Origin of the sequence: Methanosarcina sp. WWM596 (assembly GCF_000969965.1) — an archaeon.
GTDB lineage: Archaea > Halobacteriota > Methanosarcinia > Methanosarcinales > Methanosarcinaceae > Methanosarcina.
Genome location: NZ_CP009503.1, coordinates 700,932 through 716,489 on the forward strand (window position 1 = coordinate 700,932; position 15,558 = coordinate 716,489).

20 protein-coding genes and 1 tRNA gene are annotated in these 15,558 nt (G+C 41.3%); 6 read left to right on the forward strand and 15 right to left on the reverse strand.

Features of this window, described 5'->3' with window-relative positions; genetic code table 11:
* Nucleotides 1–16: 16 nt before the first annotated feature.
* Entirely contained in the window at nucleotides 17–196 is a 180-nt protein-coding gene (locus MSWHS_RS03095; RefSeq protein ID WP_048125962.1) for a PspC domain-containing protein, read from the forward strand.
* Between the two features lie 113 nt (nucleotides 197–309).
* On the opposite strand, the gene ftsY is transcribed toward MSWHS_RS03095, so the two are convergent.
* The 14 genes from ftsY to MSWHS_RS21160 form a co-directional block, all read right to left on the reverse strand.
* Nucleotides 310–1,563 carry a signal recognition particle-docking protein FtsY gene (ftsY, locus tag MSWHS_RS03100; protein ID WP_048130190.1) on the reverse strand — a complete coding sequence of 418 codons (1,254 nt, stop codon included), beginning with the start codon at nucleotides 1,561–1,563 and terminating at the stop codon, nucleotides 310–312.
* Nucleotides 1,564–1,799: 236 nt separating this feature from the next.
* Complete coding sequence (gene pfdA / locus MSWHS_RS03105; RefSeq protein ID WP_048125964.1) at nucleotides 1,800–2,228, reverse strand: prefoldin subunit alpha; 429 nt, start codon at nucleotides 2,226–2,228, stop codon at nucleotides 1,800–1,802.
* Between the two features lie 5 nt (nucleotides 2,229–2,233).
* Entirely contained in the window at nucleotides 2,234–2,410 is a 177-nt protein-coding gene (gene rpl18a / locus MSWHS_RS03110) for a 50S ribosomal protein L18Ae (protein ID WP_369798573.1), read from the reverse strand.
* Nucleotides 2,411–2,464: 54 nt separating this feature from the next.
* Complete coding sequence (locus MSWHS_RS03115) at nucleotides 2,465–3,124, reverse strand: translation initiation factor IF-6 (protein WP_048130191.1); 660 nt, start codon at nucleotides 3,122–3,124, stop codon at nucleotides 2,465–2,467.
* A gap of 31 nt (nucleotides 3,125–3,155) precedes the next feature.
* Nucleotides 3,156–3,425 carry a 50S ribosomal protein L31e gene (locus tag MSWHS_RS03120; protein ID WP_048125967.1) on the reverse strand — a complete coding sequence of 90 codons (270 nt, stop codon included), beginning with the start codon at nucleotides 3,423–3,425 and terminating at the stop codon, nucleotides 3,156–3,158.
* A 19-nt stretch (nucleotides 3,426–3,444) separates the two neighbouring features.
* Nucleotides 3,445–3,600: a 50S ribosomal protein L39e gene (locus MSWHS_RS18840; protein WP_082088016.1), complete on the reverse strand. Its 156-nt coding sequence runs from the start codon at nucleotides 3,598–3,600 to the stop codon at nucleotides 3,445–3,447.
* Nucleotides 3,601–3,717: 117 nt separating this feature from the next.
* Nucleotides 3,718–3,900, reverse strand: coding sequence for a hypothetical protein (locus MSWHS_RS03125; RefSeq protein WP_048158736.1), 183 nt, complete (start codon nucleotides 3,898–3,900; stop codon nucleotides 3,718–3,720).
* An 18-nt stretch (nucleotides 3,901–3,918) separates the two neighbouring features.
* The gene (locus MSWHS_RS03130) at nucleotides 3,919–4,521 is read right to left on the reverse strand and encodes a tRNA (5-methylaminomethyl-2-thiouridylate)-methyltransferase (protein ID WP_048125969.1); all 603 of its coding nucleotides are present in this window, start codon (nucleotides 4,519–4,521) and stop codon (nucleotides 3,919–3,921) included.
* Nucleotides 4,522–4,526: 5 nt separating this feature from the next.
* The gene (locus MSWHS_RS03135; RefSeq protein ID WP_048125972.1) at nucleotides 4,527–4,895 is read right to left on the reverse strand and encodes a DNA-binding protein; all 369 of its coding nucleotides are present in this window, start codon (nucleotides 4,893–4,895) and stop codon (nucleotides 4,527–4,529) included.
* A gap of 94 nt (nucleotides 4,896–4,989) precedes the next feature.
* Entirely contained in the window at nucleotides 4,990–5,439 is a 450-nt protein-coding gene (locus MSWHS_RS03140; RefSeq protein WP_048125974.1) for a 30S ribosomal protein S19e, read from the reverse strand.
* A gap of 293 nt (nucleotides 5,440–5,732) precedes the next feature.
* Nucleotides 5,733–7,007: an adenylosuccinate synthase gene (locus MSWHS_RS03145; protein ID WP_048125976.1), complete on the reverse strand. Its 1,275-nt coding sequence runs from the start codon at nucleotides 7,005–7,007 to the stop codon at nucleotides 5,733–5,735.
* 319 nt (nucleotides 7,008–7,326) lie between these two features.
* Entirely contained in the window at nucleotides 7,327–7,689 is a 363-nt protein-coding gene (locus MSWHS_RS03150; RefSeq protein WP_231585552.1) for a TIGR00304 family protein, read from the reverse strand.
* Nucleotides 7,686–7,931 (reverse strand): DUF131 domain-containing protein, encoded by a 246-nt coding sequence (locus MSWHS_RS03155; protein WP_048125980.1) that lies wholly within the window; start codon nucleotides 7,929–7,931, stop codon nucleotides 7,686–7,688. The genes MSWHS_RS03150 and MSWHS_RS03155 overlap by 4 nt, the downstream gene beginning before the upstream one ends.
* 1,072 nt (nucleotides 7,932–9,003) lie before the next feature.
* Nucleotides 9,004–9,288 carry a hypothetical protein gene (locus MSWHS_RS21160; RefSeq protein ID WP_048158738.1) on the reverse strand — a complete coding sequence of 95 codons (285 nt, stop codon included), beginning with the start codon at nucleotides 9,286–9,288 and terminating at the stop codon, nucleotides 9,004–9,006.
* 1,219 nt (nucleotides 9,289–10,507) lie between these two features.
* Between MSWHS_RS21160 and MSWHS_RS03170 the strand changes: the two genes are divergently transcribed.
* The 5 genes from MSWHS_RS03170 to MSWHS_RS22185 all read left to right on the forward strand — a co-directional run bounded on the left by MSWHS_RS03170 (nucleotide 10,508) and on the right by MSWHS_RS22185 (nucleotide 13,046).
* Nucleotides 10,508–11,749 (forward strand): proteasome-activating nucleotidase, encoded by a 1,242-nt coding sequence (locus tag MSWHS_RS03170; protein WP_048125985.1) that lies wholly within the window; start codon nucleotides 10,508–10,510, stop codon nucleotides 11,747–11,749.
* A gap of 185 nt (nucleotides 11,750–11,934) precedes the next feature.
* A tRNA-Glu gene (locus MSWHS_RS03175) sits at nucleotides 11,935–12,009 on the forward strand.
* Nucleotides 12,010–12,305: 296 nt separating this feature from the next.
* Nucleotides 12,306–12,593: an IS200/IS605 family transposase gene (gene tnpA, locus MSWHS_RS18850; protein WP_231585553.1), complete on the forward strand. Its 288-nt coding sequence runs from the start codon at nucleotides 12,306–12,308 to the stop codon at nucleotides 12,591–12,593.
* A complete protein-coding gene (locus tag MSWHS_RS03180) occupies nucleotides 12,545–12,874 on the forward strand; it encodes a hypothetical protein (protein ID WP_048158739.1) in 330 nt (109 codons plus the stop codon). Before tnpA ends, MSWHS_RS03180 begins: the two co-directional genes overlap by 49 nt.
* Before the next feature lie 34 nt (nucleotides 12,875–12,908).
* Nucleotides 12,909–13,046 (forward strand): zinc ribbon domain-containing protein, encoded by a 138-nt coding sequence (locus tag MSWHS_RS22185; RefSeq protein ID WP_082088017.1) that lies wholly within the window; start codon nucleotides 12,909–12,911, stop codon nucleotides 13,044–13,046.
* A gap of 115 nt (nucleotides 13,047–13,161) precedes the next feature.
* Here MSWHS_RS22185 and MSWHS_RS03185 read toward each other — a convergent pair whose 3' ends face one another.
* Nucleotides 13,162–14,565, reverse strand: coding sequence for a hypothetical protein (locus MSWHS_RS03185; protein WP_156151185.1), 1,404 nt, complete (start codon nucleotides 14,563–14,565; stop codon nucleotides 13,162–13,164).
* Nucleotides 14,566–15,558 lie beyond the last annotated feature (993 nt).

Here is a 15,558-nt window from a genome sequence, read left to right on the forward strand (position 1 = left end):
AAGTAGAGGTAGTCATATGAAGAAACTATACAGGTCAAAGAAGAACAGGATTATTGCTGGAGTATGCGGGGGTATAGGTGAATACCTTGATGTAGACCCTACGCTTATAAGGCTTTTATGGGTGTTCCTTTCCCTTCAAGGGATTGGAATAGCTGGCTATATTATAGCCTGGGTTATAATCCCTGAAGAGCCTTAAAAATACCCAATTTTGCAGTTGAATTCTCGGAAAACAGTCTAAACTGTAAACATAAGTGTGCTCTTTCTCTTCCGGAAATTCTTTAGTTCTCTGATTAGCCTGCTGCTTGATGCTTACTGGTTGAAAAGCTGGTCCACAAACCATTCGGGATCGAACTTTTTAAGATCTTCATATCCCTGTCCTACACCGAAAAAGAGAATCGGTTTGCCTGTAATGTAAGCAATGGATATGGCAGCTCCTCCTTTGGCATCGGCATCGATTTTTGTAAGAATGGACCCGTCAATCGGGACAGCCTCATTAAACTGGGCAGCCCTTTCTACCGCATCGTTTCCGGCCACGGCTTCGTCCACGAAGATAATAAGGTCCGGAGAACTTACCCTGCAGATCTTCTCCATCTGTGCCATAAGGTTCATGTTAGTGTGCATGCGGCCTGCCGTGTCAGAGAGCACAAAATCGATTTTATGTGCTTTTGCATACTGTACAGCGTCATAAATGACGGCTGCAGGATCGGCTCCGGCCTGATGCTTTATCATCTTTACCCCAAGTCTGCTTGCATGAATCCCAAGCTGGTCAATAGCACCTGCCCTGAAGGTGTCCCCTGCAGCAAGGACTACGGAATAATCAGATTTAAGCAGCCTGTGTGTCATCTTTGAGATGGATGTTGTTTTTCCGGTTCCGTTAATCCCTACAAAAACAATATGAACCGGCTTTTGCTTGTTTTTTACGTAATCATCAAAATCAAAGGTATTGGCAGACACAACATCAAGGATTGATTTCCTCAAGGCTGTTTCAACTATCTCCCCGGTATTGCTTCCAATCCGTTTTGTAGTGCCTGTGAGCTGGCTTTTCACGGACTCGACAATAGCCTCGGAAACTGAGAGAGCAAGGTCACTTTCCAGAAGACCCATTTCAAGCTCCCAAAGAGGTTCTTCCAGGTCTTTATCGTCCAGATATACTTCCCTGTTAAACACGAGGGCTTTAGCTTTCTGAGCAAATCCGACTTTCGGGACGACCTTTTTGAAAAAAGACTTTTTCTCTTCAGGAGGCTTTTCTTCCTCTACTTTTTTTTCTCCTGCCTTCCTTCTGTCTTCAAGCCTTTTCCTGTATTCAGCTTTCTTCAGATCTTCTATTGGAATATGGGCAATACCTGGAGAAGCAGTTCCCTTTTCGGCTTCGGGACTTTCTTCTTTCTGGACAGCCCTGAGGGTCTCTTCCTCAATTCTCGGTTCAATTTCCTCTTCGAGGCTTTCTTCGCTTTCAGGCGCCTGCTCAACGACTACTGGTTCGACTTCTACTGCCTTTTCATCAATCGTTTTGCTGAGCGCCTTCTTAAAACTCCCAAGTTTCTCTTTAAATTTGTTGAACACAGGATCCATCCCGGAAAAATTCAGTAAAAAATAGGAATTTAAGTTTAATGAAATAATTGAAATCAATTAGATAATTAGAGTTGATTGAATAATTTAAGTTAATGATATTATTCGATTCTGATATTATTCGATTCTGATATTATTCGATTCTTAAATACGGTTTCTGAGTCCCTCAAATCCGCTTACGGTTTCTGAGTTCCTCAAATCCGTTACCTGTGCCTGAACCGGGGCTTTTTTCAGGCCTGGCCAGGTTGAAGTTTTGCAGCTTCTGCTTCAAGGGCCTGCATTCCCTGTGCAAATTTAGTCAGTGAAGCATTCATCTGTTCAAGGATTTTCGTAAGCTGCTCTTTGCGGCGGTTCAGAGTTTCGATAGCTTCCTCTGCAGTTTCCTCTGCACTGAAACCCGCTCCGAGATTAACAATGACCCGATCTGCGTTCTTGACCTCCGCATAAACATAAGAGCCAAAACCTACCGGAACCATTGTTTCCGCAGTCTTGCCTGTTTCGGATGCTGCTTTCAGCTCATTTATTGTCACAATGGTCTGATCACAACTGGAAATAGAAGCCTGCACCATGCTTATCTCCTGCCTGAGCGCTTCAGCCTGCCTCTGGAAATCCTGATGCCTGGCTGCCAGATTTCTGATCTCTTCACTGACTTCTGCCATATCCTTCACTCCTCAGCTACGCTTTCGATCTGGACCTGGCTTCTTTTAACGCCGTGCTTGCTTCCGAAGATCGAATACGTCTTATCGGTTGCATTCTTTTCGTTCTGGCTTTCGACCTTCTTTGTGAAGTTTTCCCAGGTATTTCCTGCTTTAAATTTGCCTTTGACAATAAAACTCTTCATCATTACCACTCTCTTGCTGTAACTTTTTTCTGGAACAGATGGATGATATGATGCTCATTCCAGGAACCCAAGGGCTTCTTCAATTCTCCCGAGTTCTGGCCCTGTTGTTTCGGAGCCTGCTACAAAGTTCTTTGAGTTCGCGAGCAGACCTGAGCCAAGCATCTGGGTTCCGAAGTTAGTAGTCCCTATGTTTACCGGAAGTCCGAAGATCTTTTCCAGAGATTCTCTTTCTAAAGTTGTTACTTTTGGGTGTACCAGAAGCCCTTTATTTGTTACGGCTCCTGCCATCCCTACATTTTTAATCCCGGCAATTGTTCCCCTGTAAACATCTACCTTAAGGGTTCCGGCAATGGCTTTCAGAGCTCTATCTGACAGGTCTGGGTGCACAAGGGCTGCGGAATCGTTTGCAAGCACAATGTTTCCTACTGCATTCAGCCTGTCCGGAAGGACTCCCACGGGAACCCCGGTGAGTCTCTGCATCTCTTCGGCACTGGATCCGTATGGAAGCAGAAAACCATTTGAGTTGCCCCTGGAAAGGGCTCCCACTACAATGCTTCCATTTATAAGAGTTTCGATGACCCTTACATCCAGCACCTCTTCGAGTATAGCGCATACCTCTGGATTTGTCAGAGGGGGAACGAGAACAATATCTTCGGTACAGGTTGCAAAGACCCCGATGATCGGGGTATCGTAGATATCCACTGTTCGTATCATATTCTTTGACTTTTCGCTTTCTCTGGTATATTTACTGGGCAAGTTCTGCCTGTACTTCACCATCTGCAAATTTCACAGCCCGTACCCTGATTGAGAGAGGTGGCTTTTCACAGCCTTTTTCCCAGAGACGTTCATTGATGGATTTATCCAGCTTAACCTGCGTTGATTCGGTTTTCATGTGCTTTACGAGAAAACCCCTTACTTCAGTAACTGCCCTGCTAGCTCTTTTCCATGCAGGGACCTTCCTTGTCTCTCTGAGGGGTATAGTATATATCTGTTCTTTAACCATGTCGTCTGCCATTTTTTCCCACCATCCTCGCTTATTTCACATCCAAGCTTCTTCTTCTCCAGTGTCTGCGCCTGGGATGACTCACTACCTTCCGGTTAGTTTTCACAATAACCCACACAGGGACTCGCGTATTCTGGTTGTGCGCCTTTGCAAGACGCTTCTTCTGTCCTTTCATGTTATGACTCAAGTGGATCACACCTGTTGACCTGTAAGCAATCTGATTCTGTTAATTTACAGTTATTCTGTTAATTTACAGTTATTCTGTTTATTTACAGTTATATCCAGTAATTAGCTGATCGTGATTTCAATCCTTACGTAATTGCGGCTCTACCATGCCAGAATGAATCGGCAGGCCTGTAAACCATATCCTGTAAATTCTATGATGTTCTGTGGTAACCTGCAGCAGTATAAGGGTTGAATATAACTCGATTATTCTATAAATCTTTATTCCAGAATTTTCCTCTTCAGGGAGGTTTCCAGTTTTCAAATGCATCTGCTTCTTTTTTCAAGGATATTTCTTCCTTGAAAGCACATGGGACTGAATATGAACCGGAAATAGTTCCTTGATCATCTCCTTCCCCTGTCTCTGCCGGATTAACTCCCTGAGTTCGGTTTCATAATCTGCTTTCTGGGTGCTTTCGCTCAGCCCCTGTTCGACATTCAGATAACATCCTACAAGAGAATCCACAACTTTTTTGCCGAATCCTTTAAGGGGGCAGGAATACTGTACTCCCAGCCGGTCTTCAATGCTTCTCACCTGTGAGATCGAAAGCACTGGAACCCTGTCATCTCGCCTGGTTCCGTCGGCAATCAGTTTAACTGCCGGATCCATAGCAAGAGTTTCGACAGCTCTTTCGTGGATATAATTGATAGCGCTTTTTGGAAACCCTTCTTTCAGTACCATCTCGTATGCCTTTTCCAGGATCTCCCTCTCAAGAGAAAGGACCCTGTGTGGGAAATGTAACTCTTCAGCAGTTTTTGCTGCGATTTTTCCTGTAGGGAGCAATCCGAAGTTACAGGTTACGAGTTCAACCTCAAAAAACGGCTCTAGCAAAAGGGCAGAGAGTGAACTGTCCTTACCTCCACTAAAGAGGACCGAGACTTTCATTTTGATTAAACCCGGGTTATGGACGTCTTGCGTTTCTTTGGCTGCATCCGCATCAGGAGTGTTTTCAGCTGCTCATCATCGATTTGAGACTGGAGCCTTCCACTCTGGGCAAGCGATATCAGCTGCATCTCAAGTTGTTCCCCAAGAGCTGGCCTTGACATCTTCAGAGTTGTCAGACGTTCCCTTGCTTCGGGAGTCAGGATCTGCCTCAGTATCGACTGCTTCTGAGCTTCCATTTCAGCTCTTGCCTGTTCCTGCTGATAAGCCGCCTGTGTGTCAGATGGCTGATTCTGTGCCTGCTGTTTCTGGATTTCTGCAAGCCGTCTCTTTCGGATTTCTTCGAGTTCGTCATCCATATTAGACATGGCAATCACCGAAAAAATCGGTTTTCTGAAATATTGTTAGTATGTTAGTATATATGAAAGGGGATCCGAATTTTTTAGGTCCCTTTCTAAAAGATCTTCTCTTTCAGTATTTGGCAAGTCCCGGAATCTTTTCGAGCAGTTCCTGCTTAAGTTCGTGTGCTGCGTTATCCATCATGGAACGTCCTTTTGCAGATACTGTTCTTCCGTCCTTTACCTTCTGCAGGAAGCCTGCTGCTTCAAGCTGCTGTACCGTCTTTCTGGCAACAGAACCACTGCCCTTTGCCTTGTGGGAGGGCTGAGAACCATTATCCTTCTTTCCCCCATATACGGAGCGGAGTCTCTCGGTTCCGATTGGTCCTTCTGTATAAATCTTTCTCAGGACTGCTGCGCACCTGATGTACCACCAGTCTTCATTGGTTGGGGAAAGTTCTTTGTGAACCCCGGTTTTCACGTTCCCTGCCCATTCTGGGGGAACGATCTTTTCATTTTCCTTAAGAATACCTGCAAGTTTTTCGATCATTTCCATTGCAGGGACATCGAATACTGTTGTCATGCTCTCCTCCTTATGCAAATTAAGTTAGTTTTGCAGGTTCGGGTGATAGCGCCGATTCTTCCCCCCGAATCTGTCAGGAATGTAACTCTTGTTCTCGAAAAGAGGTAACTCTATTCTCTTCTGAGAAGTCCATTGCTGGTTTTTAGCTGGCTACGGACTCTTAAAATTTGGGCCAGAAGGCCCGATAATGCCGGTTAATATGATTTTAGTCTAAACTGGAAAATGGAGTTGATAAATTTATTGGTTAATATATACATTTTTCGGTAATCTGCTGGACAGATTTACTAATGGCATTATTCTTTTTTAAAGGTTTGTGCCCTTCCAGGACCTACAGATATATAATTGACAGGGACTTTCATAAGCTCTTCAAGCCTTCTGACATAGTTTCGGGCATTTTCAGGAAGCTCACCATAGGCTTTCACCTCTGTCAGTTCGTCTTTCCAGCCAGGGAGATCTTCATACACCGGGATGCAGTCCCATAGATCTTCTGTAAGTTCCGGGGGATAGTCCAGGCTTTCTCCTTTATGTTTGTATCCAACACAGATCCTGAGAGAGTCAAGGCCTGTCAGTACATCCAGCTTGGTAAGGGAAATTTCCGTATATCCGTTAAGGGCAATGGCTTTTTTAAGAAGTGGAAGGTCGAACCAGCCGCACCTCCTGCCTCTGCCTGTAGTCGTCCCGAACTCTCCTCCGGCTTTCTGTATCCTTTCTCCCAGTTCCCCGGAAAGCTCTGTTGGTAGCGGCCCTTCCCCGACTCTTGTTATATAAGCTTTTACTATGGCAATAACATTGTCCACCCTTGTAGGCCCCACTCCAAGGTTGGCACATGCAGAACCCGCAATTGTGGAAGAAGAGGTTACGAATTTCTGGGTTCCGTGTATCACATCAAGGTGGGTTCCCTGGGCAGCTTCAGCCATGACATGCTTTCCTTCATCAAGAGCCTGATTGATTTCCTTGGAAACATCCGTAACATAGGCAGCAAACTGTCTTCCCAGTTCAAGGTATTTATTTATTAGGACCGGGTCTCTGACGATCTTCGGGTCTCCCCCCATTGTCTCGATTTCTTTTTCTTTCTGGGGAGCAAGTTCTTCAAGCCTTGCCAGGAAACGATCCTTATCTACAAGTTCAGCCATGCGGATCTCGTCCCTTGCTACTTTATCAATATAGGCATAGCCGATTCCGCGCCGAGTGGTCCCTATTTTTGTTTCCCTTGCAGCTTCCCTGAGCCCGTCCATTTCTATGTGGTAAGGCATAATAATGCTTGTTTTTGCATCAATCCCGAGTTTTCCCGGGTCTACCTTTATCCCATGCTTCTCAAACATTGTGGCTTCTTCGGCTAAAACCTCAGGGTTCAGGACAACCCCAGGCCCGATCAGGACCCTGGCATCAAGCAGGATGCCTGAGGGGATCAGGTGCAGTTTGTAGACCTCATCTCCTACCCTGACTGTATGGCCTGCGTTGTTCCCACCCTGGAAACGGGCAACAATATCATAATTTTTTGAAAGAAGGTCGACAATCTTACCTTTTCCCTCGTCACCGAACTGCGCGCCTGTGATTATCGTAAACATAAGCCCTGAATCGGGCTTAACCTTAATAAGGTTTTGTCCGGTTTAAAGGAGCAGGTAGTTTTAAATTCTGCGCCTTTGAAAACAGAGGGGTTCCCTGGTTAATTGGTTGGTATTATTCCGAAATGACCTTTGTTGTATCTCCTATTTCTCCTTTCCACGTGCCGCTCCCTGTTTGAGCCCGTCTGCATACAGTAGATAGAAACAAAAACTAGGCAGGAGGGACCTAATACCGAATATCAATCTTGTGGCTGGAGAAGACCAAAACAGAGTAGCTTTGAAAACAGAGTAGATCAGTGTTTGAATGCAGATGAAGGCAAATTCAGAAGATTATGCCTCTGAAAATAAGCAGACTGAGAACCATCAGGATTATCGCAAGGATTGTTGCTGTCTTTGCACTTTCCCCTTCGCTTCCAAAGATAATCGGGATCGGGCCAAGCATAATTACTCCTCCACCCCTTATCCTTGATTCGGCTTTTCCTGCATGAGGTTCTTTCTTACCGGGGTCCTCGAAACCGAAAGAATTTCCCGAATCAGCATCTTTTCCGAACCAGCCCCTTCTTTTTGAATATCCTTTTCCAGGTTCGGAAGTTTCGCGCATGCCTATGGCTGTTCCGATTATAAGTATTAAAAACCCGAAGAGTATAATGAAAATTCCAGTTAAAACAAGTAAGTTTCCAATCAACGTTTCGTCTTCCACAGGAATAGATAAAGAATTGTTATTAATAATCCAAGTCCAAGCATATTTGTTGTAATTTCAGGAGTAGAGCCGAATACTATCGGAATGGGTCCGAGCATGACCAGTCCGCCCATTTGAGTGCTTGCAGGATGCTGTAACATTGTAAGAATTATACCTAAAAATACTATAACAAAGCCAACAAATGTGACTGTTGCACCTACTCTTAGAAAATCTTCTGATACACGCATGTGGAATGATATTATGCTTCTATTATTAAATCTATCCTTTGAATTTTTTAGGCATGTAAACGAGTTTATTCTTTTTATTATCTTTATTGTAGAACTATAACTGAAGTTGAGATAATATATCAATAATCTGGTAAAGTCAAGGTTCTATTTTGAATATTTGTACAAAGTTGCCTCTTTTCAGCCCCGGGTTCTGAATCGTTCCAACGAAAGGTTTTTATATCGTTCATTCCCCAGGGCAGAGATGTATAAAAATGCCGTAATATTCCATCTATGTATCTCAAATTCTGGCTCTTTCAGGGAGAAATGCGGTGACATTGAAAAGTGACAATTATGCATAACTAATCGAAAGGAAAAAATAAAGAGTATGAAAGAAACAAAGAAACTGATGTGTATTATGTGAGTATTATAAGACAAGAGTCTTTTTAATTTTTTCTGGTTTTTCTTCAATTTCAAAAATAATCATAAAATTTCATCCGAATTTGAGTAAACCAATCTACACATCTTGGAAAAGTTGATCCATTCATATGTACAGTTTTAAACATTTTTCAATTATGGATTGATTCTTGTGGGATTTTTCAATAGCTACGACTGGAAGACTTCAAGTTTAGGTTCTAAGTTTCCATTTTTCCTTTGCTTTTATCCATATTGGAATCTTGCCCTCATTAAGGGTGAGAATCCTTTCCATTTACCAGTACTGAAACACCGTTTGTTGAAATAAGTAAATAAATTATAACAAAAATTAGTTAGGCCACTATCGGTTTTAAAAGATCTTGCTTTGTCTACGATATCACATGTCAAAGAAAATATCTGTTCCATTGTATTATTCGTCTCAGGTGTAAAACCTTTTTTCAAGAAGCTTACATTCTTCTTGAAAATCTCTTCTGCATAAGAAATCGCTTTATGAGACGCTTCTGAAAGTTTCAAATTAGAGTCAAATTTTCGTATCTTTTGAATATATGCAACAGCACTGATGGCCGTATAAGAACGGATCAACTGACAGATCTCATTGTACACAACCCTGTCATTATCTGGGATCTCTTCAATAGAGTTCAATTCCTCATAATATCTCTTGCTAACGTTTTTTAATTGATGAAACACGCAAAAAAAAATGAGCCACTTCAGGGAACACCCTCTTTACGGCTCCTATGATTGCTTTGTCCTCATCAGAAACAATCTTTTGTATTTTGCCTTCGGGAAATCGATTCTTTATTTGAATGAAATGAGGCATCAGAGCTTCAATTGTTGGTAATCGGTCAGTTACCTCAAAATCTAAAATTACCTTTTCTTCGGTAGCAACAACGTAAACAGATTTATATCGCATTTTCTTCCATTCTTTCTTTGGAATCGTTCTCTCCAATAGATTTTCAAACTTTTATTTCCAGCCTTTTTTGATCCAATCTCCATCAACATACAATGTTTCGCGAAAGGCAACTTTTTGATCCAAAAGTTCTTGCTTTGAAAGTTCTGCTCGTTTTTGTTCATATAACCATAGTGAAGTTGCACAAGGAGCTCTTCCACAGAAGGTTATCAGGCCTTCTGTATATGTTCCCTATTCATCGTGAATTGTTAGACTGCATCGTTCATCATATCTAACATTCATTTGTTTATCATAATATTCAGAACTGTAATCTGCAGAACCAGGAACACCAATAATTTGATCGTGAAAAGGTTTCTTGCAAGCAGGACAAAACCAGTATGTAACATTGCGAGCTATAGTGCCGTGACTTGACAAAATAAAACGAGTGTAGTGAGAGTTCACATGTAATTTTCTGCCACAATCAGCATAATAAGTAGATAATACGGGGAACATAGGTTAGTATCGATTTCCAACCAAAACTTTTGGCAAAGGAATCATTATTTTTCCGTCAACTACCGTTTTTATCATTGACTTATCTATTGCGACGTTTCCTTTTCCTATTAATTGAAAAATTATCAAAATATAATTAAAATTTGACTGTTTTGCATGATTTAGAGAGGAAAATCTAAAGACCAGAAAAATCTAAAGACCAGAAAATAATAATAAGTTTCTTAGACAATTTTATAAGGGTTAGCAATGGGCGGCAGGAACTTATATATATCCTTTTTATATTTATATGTGCATAATTATTCCCGGCATCTTATATATACTGTGAACACGATAAGAACCTCTTCAATTGCATTAGAACCTCTTCAATTGCATTTTAACCTTTGATATGCGTACGCTATCCTGTAAAAAATATATGTATAAATTGTCCTGTACTGGGTAACGTGCAATTGCTCTCTTAAGGGCAATAGTCATGAAAAGTATTGTTCTGTTCCTGGCGTCCGTTTTCAGGCTTTTGCTCTTTTGTAAAAGCCCTGAAGGAACGGAGGCAGATGCCGGAAGATAATTGCATCTCCAGACAGAAATCTGCAGGGTAATTGCTCAGGGTAATTGCTAAAACTCTGATAGCTGCAGATCATCACCTGCAAATAAGGTTACTCGTAAACCTTTTACCTCCGAATCAACTAAATCAACCATATACACACGTTTAGAACTCAATTAACCTGAAACCAATATTCAAATCAATTTTATATCATAACACAGGTGTATTCAAATGTCAGAAGACAGTGCCATAAGGTCTTCCCTGGAAGATATTAAGTCTAGGGTAGAGTTTCAGCTTGAAGGCGGGGAGATCATTTCTGAGGATGTGAAATCTCTCTTAACCGAAATAGAGATACTTAAGGTCCAGAACGAAAATATGAAGGCACGGCTCCTTGAAGCCAGTGTAGCCACAGGCAGGCACCTTCAGGAAATCAATAAATTAAAAGCTCACCTGGAACAACTTACCGAACCTCCACTTTTCATTGCAACCATTCTTGAGGTAAATGGGGAAATTGCCCTTATCAGACAGCACGGAAACAACCAGGAAGTCCTCACGCAGATCCCGGAGGAATGCCTCGGGAAAATAGAGCCTGGGATGAGGGTTGCGGTAAATGGGGCTTACTCGATCATTTCCATAGTGAGCAGGGCTGCCGATGTGAGAGCTCAGGTTATGGAGCTTATCAATTCTCCGGGTGTGGACTACAGCATGATTGGTGGGTTGGATGAGGTACTTCAGGAAGTCCGTGAAAGCGTGGAACTTCCACTTACCGAACCCGAACTTTTTGAGGACCTGGGAATTGAACCTCCCTCCGGGGTTCTGCTCCACGGCGCCCCTGGGACGGGAAAGACCCTGATTGCAAAAGCCATAGCTTCTCAGGCAAAAGCCACCTTCATCCGGATGTCAGGTTCAGACCTCGTCCAGAAGTTCGTTGGGGAAGGCTCAAGGCTTGTCAAGGACATTTTCCAGCTTGCAAGGGACAAGTCCCCAAGTATCCTCTTCATAGACGAAATCGATGCTGTGGGCAGCATGAGGACCTATGACGGAACAAGCGGCTCGGCGGAGGTAAATAGGACAATGCTTCAACTCCTCGCTGAGATGGATGGATTTGATCCAAAAGGAAATGTAAAGGTGGTTGCTGCAACCAACCGGATTGACCTTCTTGACCCCGCTCTCCTCAGACCCGGCAGGTTCGATAGGTCCATCGAAGTTCCGCTCCCTGATGAAAAAGGCAGAATCGAGATCCTAAAAATCCACACCCGCAAGATGAAACTTGCTGATGACGTAGACTTTGAAAAGCTTGCAAAGGTCCTGTCAGGAAGGAGTGGGGCAGATATAAACGTAATTGTCAAAGAAGCTGGGATCTTTGTTCTGCGCAGGCGCGGCAAACAGATCACCATGGCAGACTTCATGAAAGCCTATGACAAGGTCGTTAATGTGCAGGAGCCAACAATTCCTCAGGCCATGTTCGTATAACTTCGGTTACCGGAAAAGTAAACAGATAGCCTTCATTCTGAAGGAAATCTCCTCTAACTCTCTGCCGGGAAGTATGCATATCCTCCCGGCTGCTTCAATTTTTTTTGAAAATCAGTCGAAAGGTTTATATTTTATAAATCACTTGAACGTATGCTGTCTTAGGGACAGAACATAATTAACAGCGTGCTCCGATAGTGTAGCTCGGCCAATCATTCAGGACTCTCACTCCTGCGACTGGGGTTCAAATCCCCATCGGAGCACTTTTCCTTTTTACACTCGTTTTTTATACCATTTTTTACACTCGTTTTTTGATTTTGTATTTTAGGACTCAGATAATTGAATTGAAAATTCAATTGTTTTAACTCTAAGGCGTGAAGTCCCCTTCCTCGGAGCGTAAGTGACAGGTGGGGGATGAAAGCCATCAACTTCTACAAAACAACAGTAGAATAATCAGTTATACTTATAGTTATATCAATATAGTTATAACTATTCAGTATAAACTCTGGGTCTTAAGGGCCATTCTGTGAATTCACTCCATTATCATTTCATTCAGTGTGTGAAATATAGGAGAAAAGCTTTAACGAATCCTCTTATAATTGATTTTCTCAAAATAAAAATCCATAGCATAAGTGAAACATTCGATGTTGAAGTGCTGAATATCGAGTGTGACGAAGACTATTTTCACTTATTATTTTCAGCAAAACCTTCGCTCGATATTCCAAAGTATATTAACATCATCAAGACAATAACTTCAAGGGAGATTCGCAAAAACTTCCCTGAAGTAAAAACTATGTTATGGAAAGATACGTTCTGGTCAAGATCGTATTCGAACAGAGAACTGTAAAGTACGTAGAACAACAGAATCAGCTTCCAGCATTGAAAGAAAAATTCCCTGAGTACAATATAGTGTATTCCAAAATACTGCGATCGGTATTGAAAAAGCTCGATGCTAATTACAAATTATTCTTCTCACTCTGGATAAATGGTGATAAATCTGCAAGACCGCCAAAGTTCAGAAGTGGAAAATACTTCATGACGTTAGTTTACAATCAAAGCGGATTCAAAATCAATAGTGGAAAACTCTGTTTCTCTCATAAGGTAAAAAAGAAAACGTTCTCAGAATAGATCAACTCAGAATCAAGGATATTTTTCTCGTTTCATCGAATTCTTGACCTACAAGGCGGAGCTTATAGATAAAAGAGTAATAAGAATTGATGAAGCTTATACATCAAAGGAGTGCTGTGCTTTCATCAGAAAGCATGGAGGGGTAGTTCACAAAAAGTCTTCTTTAGTATAAAAAAATAAGGAAATTCAAAAGTTGCCTGCAGAGCAGGCAACTGCGTAAGTTCTATTAACAACATTGTACTGATACAATGTGTTTTTGTGTGTTTTTTAGTTTTTAGTTTCACTTATTATACGGTGTCCTCTTCATCGTTTGCTTCATCGTTTGCTTCATTGTTTGCTTCATCGTTTTCTTCATCGTTTTCTTCATCGTTTTCTTCATCGTCCCCCTCATCGTTTTCTTCATCGTTTTCTTCATCGTCCTCTTCATCGTTCGCTTCATTTATGGTTATATTCTTGGTTATGGTACTTCCTGCATTGTCCCCATTATTTTCGACGCTTCCTGAATCCTTCCCATTATAATTTTTGGAGCCTGCATTGTCCCCATTATTTTCGGTGCTTGCTGCATCCTTTCCATTGTTATAGGTGCTTCCTGCACAATCCCCATTATTTATGGTGTTTCCTGAATCCACCCCATAATTTCTGGAGCCTGCACATGCCCCATTATTTCCGGTGCTTCCAGCTGCCACACCATTATTTATGGTGTTTCCTGCTACTCCCCCATCATTTATGGTGTTTCCTGAAGCCACATCATAATATCTGGAGCCGGAGCCATCTCCACAATTAATGGTACCGCCTGCTACTTCCCCATAATTATCGGTGTTTCCTGTACATTCTCCATAATTATAGGTGTTTCCTGCATCTTCCCCATAATTTCTGGAGCCGGAATCAACCCCGTTATTAACGTAGCCGCCTGCAGAATCCCCATAATTATAACTGCTTGCTGCATCCTTTCCATTATTTATGAAGTTTCCTGCACCTTCTCCAATGTAATTTTTGGTACCTGATCCATCCCCGTTATTAATGTAGCCATATGCTACATCCCCAATATTATGGTAGGATCCTGCATCATCCCCATTATTAATGGTTGCTCCTGCTTCCGTCCCATTGTAATATCTGGAGCCTGTAGCCTCCGCATTATTTTGGGTGCTTCCTGCATACTCCCCATTATTTTGGGTGTTTCCTGCACACTCCCCATTATTTATGGTGTATCCTGCCTCTTCCCCATAAACTCTGGAGCCTGCGTACGTCCCATAATTAAAGATTGCTCCTGCGTATAGCCCATTATTAATGGTTGCTCCGGCGTACGTCCCATTATTTTGGGTGTTTCCTGCACCAGTTCCATTGTACGCTTTACTCCCTGCATAATCTCCACTATTTACGGTACTTCCCGGTTCAGCACTCGCTGCTGCAGTACTCCTCTGATCAGGGTTGAACTCCGATAATTGACGGCTAACTTTAGGAGCATCTGCGGTGTTTGCTGCATCCGGTTCAACTGTTGTGAGATTGTTAACTATGAGGGTGTTAATTGAGACATTGACAAATGTGACATTATTAAATACGACATTGTTAAATTCTACATTTTCAAATGAAACAGTGTCAAACGTGTCTTCTGAGATCGTCACATCGTTATATGCAATTTTGTTGTCCTCTGGATCTCCTGTATCGTCCTCTGCTGCTGCTACATTTGTCAATAATATTAAGGTTACCATGAAAAGATAACCTGTCTTTTTTAGGATGTCAAATCCTGTTTTTCCATTTGTTCTAATACCCCACTTCCCCATTTGTTCTCATTCCTCACTTTTGTTAACTAAACACAATGCTTAAACGCTGTGTTTTGCTATTGACATGCTTACCTACTTTCAAAGAAACGTTTTTTAGATATTATCATAAGGTGCGAAAATAAATAGGTATGTATGGTATACATTAATATTAATACAGTTTTAATTATTTTAATATTGTTCTATTTATATATGTATACAGTTATATTTCCTGGTTTCTCCAAAATAAGGTATAAATAAAGGATTTAAATTGCTTATTTTTTCTGATAAGCGCATATATGATCTTATTAAGGTAAAAATAGATGTCAATAATTACATATCTAGTTAATAACTCTTATATGTCCTTAAAAACAATAATAAAGTTAAATAATTGCTTAATGTCTGCCAAATTATATTTATTTGTAACTATGGCATCCAGTATTATTATTAGTTATATTTAATTAAACGTCCAAAATAAGGATAAAATATCTTTTAAATATCAAATTAATAATTTTTACCCATTTTAAGGACAAATAATTCCATCAAAAAGTATATTTTTATTGGAAGACAGCTGAAACCACACTTAATTTCCTATATACGGCTCAATAACTCTTAAAAAATGAATTATTTTTTGGAGATCCAATCTAAATAACTATAACTTAATAATTTTTGAACTTATATATTTGAGGATCAAAATCAAACATTTGCAAATCTGTCACAAATATTATGAATTAGATAGTTAGAAGTCTTATGCTACTTTTTTTTCAATTCAACTGCGCAGGTTGTCCACTACTTAATGGTTGAGATGTACTCATGGTTGAAGGGTATGATAAGTTCATACGGTTTACTCTTGAATCAAAGAAGGTCAAGTTTGAGAGTAACATGATATCGAGATTAAGGTATGTGGAGTTGCAAAGGCACTATGAT

Bases quoted from the DNA above. Each gene is read 5' to 3' on its own strand.
- MSWHS_RS03095 (WP_048125962.1), top strand. From the start codon at position 17: ATGAAGAAACTATACAGGTCAAAGAAGAACAGGATTATTGCTGGAGTA.
- pfdA (WP_048125964.1), bottom strand. From the start codon at position 2,228: ATGGCAGAAGTCAGTGAAGAGATCAGAAATCTGGCAGCCAGGCATCAG.
- rpl18a (WP_369798573.1), bottom strand. From the start codon at position 2,410: ATGAAGAGTTTTATTGTCAAAGGCAAATTTAAAGCAGGAAATACCTGG.
- MSWHS_RS03115 (WP_048130191.1), bottom strand. From the start codon at position 3,124: ATGATACGAACAGTGGATATCTACGATACCCCGATCATCGGGGTCTTT.
- MSWHS_RS03120 (WP_048125967.1), bottom strand. From the start codon at position 3,425: ATGGCAGACGACATGGTTAAAGAACAGATATATACTATACCCCTCAGA.
- MSWHS_RS03130 (WP_048125969.1), bottom strand. From the start codon at position 4,521: ATGAAAGTCTCGGTCCTCTTTAGTGGAGGTAAGGACAGTTCACTCTCT.
- MSWHS_RS03140 (WP_048125974.1), bottom strand. From the start codon at position 5,439: ATGACAACAGTATTCGATGTCCCTGCAATGGAAATGATCGAAAAACTT.
- MSWHS_RS03145 (WP_048125976.1), bottom strand. From the start codon at position 7,007: ATGTTTACGATAATCACAGGCGCGCAGTTCGGTGACGAGGGAAAAGGT.
- MSWHS_RS03155 (WP_048125980.1), bottom strand. From the start codon at position 7,931: ATGCGTGTATCAGAAGATTTTCTAAGAGTAGGTGCAACAGTCACATTT.
- MSWHS_RS03170 (WP_048125985.1), top strand. From the start codon at position 10,508: ATGTCAGAAGACAGTGCCATAAGGTCTTCCCTGGAAGATATTAAGTCT.
- MSWHS_RS03180 (WP_048158739.1), top strand. From the start codon at position 12,545: ATGGAAAGATACGTTCTGGTCAAGATCGTATTCGAACAGAGAACTGTA.